Raw genomic sequence first — 8,417 nt, forward strand, 5'->3', positions numbered from 1 at the left:
GCCCACAACGGCGCTTCGTACCTACCGCAGACCCTGGCCGCGCTGACTCAGCAGACGCGGCCGGCCGATGTCTATCTTGGCGTCGACACCGGATCGTCCGACGCGTCCGCGGACCTGCTGCGCACCCATCTGCCCGCCGGGACCCCGGTCACCTCGGCTTCCGGCCGCGCCGGATTCGGTGCGGCGGTCCGGGTAGGGCTGGCCGAGCTGCCCAAGCACGCCGGAGAAGGCCCTGCGGCGCAAGAGTGGCTGTGGCTCCTGCACGACGATTCCGCGCCGGCACCGGATGCCCTGGAGGAACTGCTGCTCGCCGTTGAAACGGCACCGTCGGTTACCATCGCCGGCTGCAAGCAGGTGGACTGGGACAACCCGCGCCGGTTGGTCGACGTCGGCTTGACCGTCAGCCGCTGGGGCGAACGGCTGACCATGATCGACCTGGATGAGCTGGACCAGGGCCAGTACAACGGGCGCAGCGACTTCTTCGCCGTCAACTCCGCCGGAATGCTGGTGCGCCGCGACGTCTTCGACCAACTGGGTGGGTTCGACTCAGCCCTGCCCGGGACCGGCGATGACCTGGACCTGTGCTGGCGGAACCGGCTGGCCGGGCACCGGGTAGTGGTCGTGCCGACTGCGACGGTCCGCCATGCCACCAGGGCCAGTGACCACACCACCGCCAAGGCAGCCCGCAAGGCGCAAATCTATCTGCGGCTGAAGCATGCCGCGTGGTGGAAGGTGCCATTCTTGTGGATCGGCGCTTTGCTGGGCGGGCTCTACAGCTTCTTGGCATCGGTGGTGGCCAAGGACCCGATGCACGGGCTGCGCCAGCTCGGTGCCACCCTCGTGGCTCTCTTCCGCCCGGTCGGCTACTTTGCATCCCGGCGGCAGGCGGCCAGGAGCCGGAGGACGTCGCGGGGGATAGTGCGCCCGCTGATGGTGCCGCAGCGCGAGGTCTGGGCCTACAGACGTTCGCTCGCTGAGTCCCTCCGCCCCGAACTCGCCGCTGGCGTGGTGGGGGACGGATCCGGCACGGACGCCGGCAGCAGCGACCAGCCCACCGGCGGTTCGGATGACTTTGCCGCGCTGGCGGCACCCGCGCGGACCTGGGTCGGTACCGGACTGGTGGTCGCCGCTGTCGTGCTGGCCATCGTGTCCGCGGTGGGCATGTTCGACTTCTTCGGGGCACCGGCGCTGGTCGGCGGCGGTCTGTTGCCGGTCTCGGCGACCGTCGCCGAGATCTGGCACAACGCGGCCAGTTGGTGGATCTCGCTCGGTTCGGGGATGCCCGGGCACGGCGACCCCTTCGGCTACGTGCTGGCAGCCTTGGCTCTGCTGGGCTTGGGGAACGGCTCTGCCGCCGTCGTGACCTTGGTCATGCTCGCCATGCCGCTCGCCGCTACCGGGGCCTGGTTTGCTGCCGGGGCCCTCACGCAGCGGCGCGGCCTGCGCTTTTGGGCCGCCATTTTCTGGGCGAGCGTGCCCGCGTTCCAGGTCGCTCTGGGTACCGGACGTCTGGGAGCGCTGATTGCCCATTTGCTGATCCCGTGGGCCGTGCTTGGCCTGTTGCGCGCCACCGGCTCGGCCGTGCAGCGCGTCGACGCCAACCGCCCGCTGCTGCCGCATGAGACCGTGCACAAGCCAGGCATCAACGGGAACCCGTCGTGGACCGCGGCGGCAGCAGCCGGCCTTTGCCTCGCCGGAATCACAGCGTCGGCACCGGCGTTGCTGCCGGTAGCTGTTGTTCTCATTCTCGTCCTGGTGCTGTCGTTGGGCCGCCGGGCCAAGACCGTCTGGTGGTCGCTGGTCCCGCCGCTGGCGCTCGCGCTGCCCATAGGCATCGCCGCGCTGAACGAGCCGCGCGCGCTGGTGAGCGATCCCGGCCTGCCGCTGGCTTTCAACGCGGCCCCGCTCTGGCAGCAACTGATGGGCTTCCCGTTGGCCTTCGGCCCCGCGGACGGACTCGCCGGCGCCGGACTGCTGGAAGATGTGGCCCACGGGCCGTGGGCGCTGGTCTATGCACTCGTGGCGGCCGTGCCGATGCTCGCACTGGCCGTGGCCGGGGCGATCGGGGGCGCCGGAGCCGCCCGCGCACGGCTGCTCTGGCTAGGTGCTTTTCTGTCGCTGGCGGCTTCCTATGGCTCGTCCTTGCTGGCCACCGCGGTTGCGCCGGGCGCGGTAATCACACCGTTTACGGGTCCTTTTGTCTCGGTAGCGATGTTCCTGCTGCTGGGCGCGGCGTTGATCGCCGGAAACCGGATGCAGCGGATTGTGGACTCGTGGGACCGGACGCGGACCGGCCTGCGGCGCACCGTGGCAGTGGCCGCCGTCGTGCTCCTGGGCCTGGGCCCGGTGGTGGGCCTGGCGCACTGGCTGGTGCCCCAGTTCACCGGCTACACAGCCTCCACCGAAGCCCGTACGCTGACCGACTTCGGTACGCAGATGTCCATCGCGCCCGGGGCAGACCGCACGCTTCCGGCCACCGCCGCCGATCGCGGAACCGGGCCCGAGCAGGCGCGCGCGCTGGTGTTGACCGCGGGGACCGGTGGCACCGTGACAGCGGCAGTGATGCACGGCAGCGGAACCACCCTTGACCAACTCTCGACCATCTACGCGGCGCGGTCCTTGAACGGTCCGCTGGTCGAGGCTGTTGTCGGCGCCGACGACGATGCCGACGCCGAGCTGCGCAACACGGTGGCTGTCATCGTGGCGGGCACCGGTGTGGACCCGCGGCCCGCGCTAATACGCCTTGGCGTTGACTTCGTGGTGCTGCAGGAATCCGACACGGCGGCTGAACTGCTGGCCGGCCGCATTGACGCCGTCCCCGGGCTGACCTCGGTGGGACGCACCGACGCAGGGTGGCTCTGGCGTGTTGTCGGTACGACGGGCAAGGACGGGACAGAGGCTGGCGCGCTGACGGCCCGGGCGCGTTTGGTCGATGCCAACGACACGCTGCTTCAAACGGTGCCGTCCGGCTGGACCGCGGCGGGCGGCGAGATTCCCGCCGGCGAGTCCGGACGACGGCTGATTTTGGCCGAGCGCAAGGATCCGGGCTGGACGGCAACCTTAAACGGCCAGCGGCTGGAGCCGTCGGAGGACGGCTGGGCTCAGGCCTTTGAGGTCCCCGCCGCGGCAGGGACCGTGAAGATTGGCTATGCCAGCCCGTGGTCGCCGTGGATCGGTATTCTGCAGGTGATCGCCATCGGACTGACCGTCCTGCTGGCCATCCCGATCCCGGCACGCCGGCGGTTCGTGCCGCGCCGAGTCGACCACATCAAGACCACCGGGGCCGACGCCAGCACTGCTGAACTGCAACGTGCGGCTTTCGAAGACCCGGACGACGGCGCCACCGCCTTGGCCGGAAAAGGACAGCAACGATGACCGAGACGGGTGGCCGTGGCGACCAGCCGGAGGCAACAGATGCAGGGGCCGGGGCGGCAGCCGCTGCCGAAGCAGCCGATGGCGCCGTGACACCGCATCAGGATGCAACTGCCGAGGCTGTCCGGCCGGCCGACGCCGAGGGCGCAGCCGAGCCTGCCAACTCAAGCGCGGCCGAGCCGGCTCAACCGACCGCAGCCGGGCCGGCTCAACCGGCCGCAGTCGAGCCAGCCCAACCGACCACAGCCGGGTCTGCTCAGTCGGACGCAGCCGGGCCAGCCCGGTCGGCCACAGCCGAGACGCCCCAACCGACCGCAGCCGGGCCTGCCCAGTCGGACGCAGCCGAGCCAGCCCAACCGGCCGCAGCCGAGGCCGTGCAGCCGGTTGACCGCAAGGCTGCCCGGCGCGCCGCGCGGCGGGACCGCGCACGTGATGCCGCCGCGGGCAAACCGCAAGCGCGGTCGGGCCGTAGCGCCGGATCCGGCGCACGGCCGGACGGCGGGCGGCGGACTCTGGGCACCATCGCCGGAGCCGGGATAGTGCTGCTGACCGGCGCGGCGGTAGTTGCCGGCAGCCTGGCGAACGGGCCGGGTGCCGCCACCGAGCTTCCACCCGTCTCCGCCGCCGTCCCGGCCGGCGACTACACCGCAGTCTGCCCGGAGCCGCTGCGGCTGTTGGATTCGGCCGCCGAAGCCACCGATCCGCAATTCAGCCCCGTCTCCACCACCGCCCAGACCAGGGCTCGAGCCCTGGTGCTCAGCGACCTGAGCGGCAATGTCCCCGGCAGCGAGCTGACCGAACTTGGCGAGGACACTCCGCTCAAGCGCATCGCCGAGCCGACGGCGGAGTCCTCCGGTGAAACCAAGCTGGTTGCATCCGTGGTGCCCGGGCAGGAGCTGTCCGCCCCCACGGTGCTGCGGGCCGACCCGGTGGGGGAGACCACCGCGCTGGCCGGTGCCGCGATGACCTACCGGGCTTCCGACGGCGACTTGCGGGGCCTGGCAGCGGCCAACTGCATGGCGCCGGCCAACGATTTCTGGTTGCTCGGTGCCTCCACCACCGTGGGTGCCACGTCCGTGCTGAAGCTGCACAACAGTTCCGAAACCCCGTCCTCGGTGAACCTGGAACTGCTGTCCAGCGAAGGACAGATCCAGGCTGCCGGCACCCGGGGGCTGCTGGTTGCACCGGGAGAATCCCGCTCCATCGTGCTGGCCGGCTTGGCCGCGAACCAGGAGTCGCTGGCCGTGCGCGTCCAGTCCTCCGGCGGCCCGGTGACCGGATTCATCCAACAGAGCGTCCTGCGCCAGCTGACGCCGGGTGGCGTCGAACTGCTGCAGGCTTCGGCTCCGGCCGGGACGCGCCAGCTGGTCACCGGGATCACCGTCCAGGAGGACAAGCTCGCGCGGAAAATCCGCACACAGGACGGCTACCAGAACGCTGCGCCGGCTTTGGAGGTGGCGGTACCGGGCGTGACCGATGCCGTCCTTGAAGTGCGGGTATTGGGCGCGGACGGACCGGTCAGCCTCCCGGGCGGCGGCGTCATCACTGCGGCCGCCGGCAGCATTACCAGTGTTCCGCTGGAGTCCCTGCCGGCCGGCACGTATTCCGTCGAAGTCAGCGCCGATGTCTCCATCGCTGCCGCCGCACGCGTCAGCAGGGCAACCGGGGAAGGTGCGCCAGTAGACTTCGGCTGGGCACCCGCCACCGGCCGGCTCGGCAGCAACCACCTGGCCGTCGTCCCAGGAGGAATCAGCTCCCGGATGGCTTTCAGCGCACCGGCCGGCGCGGCCCAGTTGGAAATCACTCCGGTGGATTTGGAAGGCCGGCTGGGAAAGAAGCAGACGGTAGATGTTCCGGCCGGAACCACCGTGACGCATAACCCCAAGGCCAACGACGCCGATCCTGCGGCGTTGTTGATCAGCGCGTCGGGCGAAGCGGTCTACGGTGCCCAAGTGCTGACCAACGGCAACTCAGCCGACGTTGCGGTCCTGCCCGTGCCAGCCGGCACGCAGGCCCAGAACGCTGTACCGGTCAATATCGGGTACTGATCTAAGGACCGTTTGTCAGGGGCGGGTCCGTCCGTACCCGGGGTCCACGGCTTCGGGCGCCATGTTCAGCAACTGTGCAGTCTGCTCCACCACCACGTCGTGGATGAGCTCCGGCAGTTCGGCCCGCAGCCGGGCCGCCATCTGCACCGGGTGCCGGAACACTGTCACCACGGCCGGACGGCCCGGACCGGCCGGTGTGAAGCTGCCCAGCGGCGCGGCCTGCCCGCGCGCCAGGAGCTCCTCGAGATGCGGCGGGATGTCCTCGACCACGAAGTGGGCTGCTTCGATTCGTTCGCCCCAGAAGTACTCCAGCCGCTCGGCAGACTCGGAAACCCACTGCTCGAATTGCTCGGGCCGGGTCAAATGGCCGGGCAGGTGGGCCGGCAGCAGATCGCCGCGCAGCCCGCGGCCGCGGCGGTTCCGGCGTCGTGCGATGAACGGACGGCGCCAGCCACCGCCGTCGCCGCCCAGCGAAACAGTCAGTGATGGTCCGTTCTCCATATACCGACTTTAAGCCCGGCAGCGCGAAATCGGCACTGGCTGTCAGCGGAGGGCCGGGGCAACCTCGGCGGCAGCGGCCGCAGAGGCCCGATTGTGACCTAATCTTTCCGTCCCTGTCCGCGCCGGTGCCCCGGAAGCCGAGCGGCCCAGAGTAGGATTCTTTCTCGTGGGATCCATTCGTCAATGTTCACGCTCGGCCTGTCAGCGGTCGGCCATCGCTACTTTGACGTACGTGTATGCAGATTCCACCGCCGTGCTGGGCCCGCTGGCAACCTACGCCGAGCCGCACTGCTACGATCTGTGCGCCGAGCACGCTGAGCGGTTGACGGTTCCCCGCGGCTGGGAAGTCATGCGGCTGGCGCTGCCCACACAGGCGCCGGCCCCCAACCCTGACGATTTGCTGGCCTTGGCCGACGCCGTCCGCGAAGCCGCCCGCACTCCGGAGATCGCGGATGAGCTGCCGCAGCCGCGCGGGCAGCGTGAGCCGCTGGAGCCGCCGGCTGGCGCTGCCGGCACCCGGCGAGGGCATCTGCGCATTCTGCGCGGGCAACCGTAGAACGATACGCTGGGAAGCGGGCAGCCCGCATTCCACTCAACACGCACGCTGTCCGCTGCGAGGCCCCGCCCCGCCGTCCACCGGACGCCGGCGCAGCCGAAGCCGCTTCCAGACCGAAGGACAACATTCGCATGGCACATCTGACACCCGAACTGCTGGCGGTCCTGCGCTGCCCGGCGACCGGTTCATCCCTGGTCCAGGAGGGCGGGGAGCTGGTGTCGACCGGCCGCACCGCCGCGGGCGACCGGCTGCACTACCCGATTGAAGATGGCATCCCGGTGCTGTTGCCGCAGGCCGCCGCTGGCGCCGATGCCTCTGATTACACCCCCGACGGCCCCGCCGACAACGCTTAGGAGCATGACTGTGACGATTGATTACAAGGTCAAGGACCTCTCGCTGGCGGCTGCCGGCCGGCACCAGATCCGTTTGGCGGAGCACGAAATGCCGGGCCTGATGGCACTGCGCGAGGAGTTTGGCGCGACCCAACCCCTGGCCGGCGCCAGGATCGCCGGTTCGCTGCATATGACCGTGCAGACTGCGGTGCTGATCGAAACCCTGACCGCACTCGGCGCGGAGGTCCGCTGGGCATCCTGCAACATCTTCTCCACCCAGGACGAGGCCGCCGCCGCCGTCGTCGTCGGCAGGGGCACACCGGAGGACCCGCAGGGCGTGCCGGTCTTCGCGTGGAAGGGCGAAACGCTCGAAGAATACTGGTGGACGGCCGAGCAGATCCTGACCTGGCCCGGCGCCGCTGAAAACCCCGAGCTGGGACCAAACATGATCTTGGACGACGGCGGCGATGCCACGCTGCTGCTGCACAAGGGAGTAGAATTCGAGGCCGCAGGCGCGGTGCCGTCGGCCTCCGCAGAGGACCCGCACGAGTACAGCATCATCCTGGACGTGCTGCGCGCTTCGCTGGCCAAGGACCCGCAAAAATTCAGCCGGGTGGCCGCCGGCATCCGCGGCGTCACGGAAGAAACCACCACCGGCGTGCACCGCCTCTACCAACTGGCGGAGCAGGGCCAGCTGCTGTTCCCAGCCATCAATGTCAATGATGCCGTCACCAAGTCGAAGTTCGACAACAAGTACGGCATCCGTCACTCGCTGCCGGACGGGATCAACCGGGCCACGGACGTGCTGATGGGTGGCAAGACGGCGGTGGTGTGCGGCTACGGCGACGTCGGCAAGGGCGCAGCCGAGGCGCTGCGCGGCCAGGGCGCCCGCGTGGTGGTGACCGAGGTGGACCCGATCTGCGCGCTGCAGGCGGCCATGGACGGCTACCAGGTCACCACCTTGGACAAGGTGGTGGGCGAGGGCCACATCTTTATCACCACCACCGGCAATAAGGACGTCATCATGGCCTCCGACATGGTGAAGATGCGCGACAAGGCCATCGTAGGCAACATCGGCCACTTCGACAACGAAATCGACATGGCCGGGCTGGCCCAGGTGGCGGGCGTGCAGAAGGTGGAGATCAAGCCGCAGGTCCACGAATGGGTCTTCGATGCCGGCACCGAGGCCGAGCGCTCCATTATTGTGCTGTCCGAGGGCCGGCTGCTGAACCTGGGCAATGCCACCGGCCACCCGTCCTTTGTCATGAGCAACTCCTTCGCCAACCAGACGATCGCACAGATTGAGCTGTTCACGAAGCACGGCAAGGCGGCCGAGGGATCGGCCACCGGCGAGCCCGAGTACGCGAACCAGGTCTACGTGCTGCCGAAGGTACTGGACGAGAAGGTCGCCCGGCTGCATCTGGACGCACTCGGCGTTGAACTCACCGAACTGAGCAAGGAACAGGCCGAGTACCTGGGCGTGGACGTGGCCGGCCCGTACAAGCCGGACCACTACCGCTACTGATCCCGCACTAACGACGGCGTCTCGGTGCACGGTCAGTCTGGCGGTGGCTGCGGCGCCCAGCACCGCGCAGGAGAACCAGATGG

General features: G+C 69.3%; 6 protein-coding genes. 5 read left to right on the forward strand and 1 reads right to left on the reverse strand.

Annotation, left to right across the window (positions count from 1 at the left end):
• Positions 1–33 precede the first annotated feature (33 nt).
• On the forward strand, positions 34–3,375 hold the full coding sequence (locus AC5RW2_RS28070) for a glycosyltransferase family 2 protein (RefSeq protein WP_493963498.1): 3,342 nt from the start codon (positions 34–36) through the stop codon (positions 3,373–3,375).
• Positions 3,372–5,420, forward strand: a complete 2,049-nt coding sequence (locus tag AC5RW2_RS28075) for a DUF5719 family protein (RefSeq protein WP_493963410.1) — start codon at positions 3,372–3,374, stop codon at positions 5,418–5,420. Before AC5RW2_RS28070 ends, AC5RW2_RS28075 begins: the two co-directional genes overlap by 4 nt.
• A 15-nt stretch (positions 5,421–5,435) precedes the next feature.
• On the opposite strand, the gene AC5RW2_RS28080 is transcribed toward AC5RW2_RS28075, so the two are convergent.
• Positions 5,436–5,921, reverse strand: coding sequence for a metallopeptidase family protein (locus tag AC5RW2_RS28080; protein WP_493950790.1), 486 nt, complete (start codon positions 5,919–5,921; stop codon positions 5,436–5,438).
• Between the two features lie 166 nt (positions 5,922–6,087).
• Between AC5RW2_RS28080 and AC5RW2_RS28085 the strand changes: the two genes are divergently transcribed.
• The 3 genes from AC5RW2_RS28085 (at position 6,088) to ahcY (ending at position 8,334) form a co-directional block, all read left to right on the forward strand.
• Positions 6,088–6,477: a DUF3499 domain-containing protein gene (locus AC5RW2_RS28085; protein ID WP_493950789.1), complete on the forward strand. Its 390-nt coding sequence runs from the start codon at positions 6,088–6,090 to the stop codon at positions 6,475–6,477.
• A 131-nt stretch (positions 6,478–6,608) separates the two neighbouring features.
• Positions 6,609–6,830, forward strand: a complete 222-nt coding sequence (locus tag AC5RW2_RS28090; RefSeq protein ID WP_493950788.1) for a Trm112 family protein — start codon at positions 6,609–6,611, stop codon at positions 6,828–6,830.
• Positions 6,831–6,840: 10 nt separating this feature from the next.
• Positions 6,841–8,334 (forward strand): adenosylhomocysteinase, encoded by a 1,494-nt coding sequence (ahcY, locus tag AC5RW2_RS28095; RefSeq protein ID WP_493951198.1) that lies wholly within the window; start codon positions 6,841–6,843, stop codon positions 8,332–8,334.
• Positions 8,335–8,417 lie beyond the last annotated feature (83 nt).

It is taken from the genome of Arthrobacter sp. B0316-1-20 (assembly GCF_059091865.1).

What these genes read in the sequence shown, in the direction of transcription:
- AC5RW2_RS28075 (WP_493963410.1), top strand. Translation starts at nt 3,372, where the DNA reads ATGACCGAGACGGGTGGCCGTGGCGACCAGCCGGAGGCAACAGATGCA.
- AC5RW2_RS28080 (WP_493950790.1), bottom strand. Translation starts at nt 5,921, where the DNA reads ATGGAGAACGGACCATCACTGACTGTTTCGCTGGGCGGCGACGGCGGT.
- AC5RW2_RS28090 (WP_493950788.1), top strand. Translation starts at nt 6,609, where the DNA reads ATGGCACATCTGACACCCGAACTGCTGGCGGTCCTGCGCTGCCCGGCG.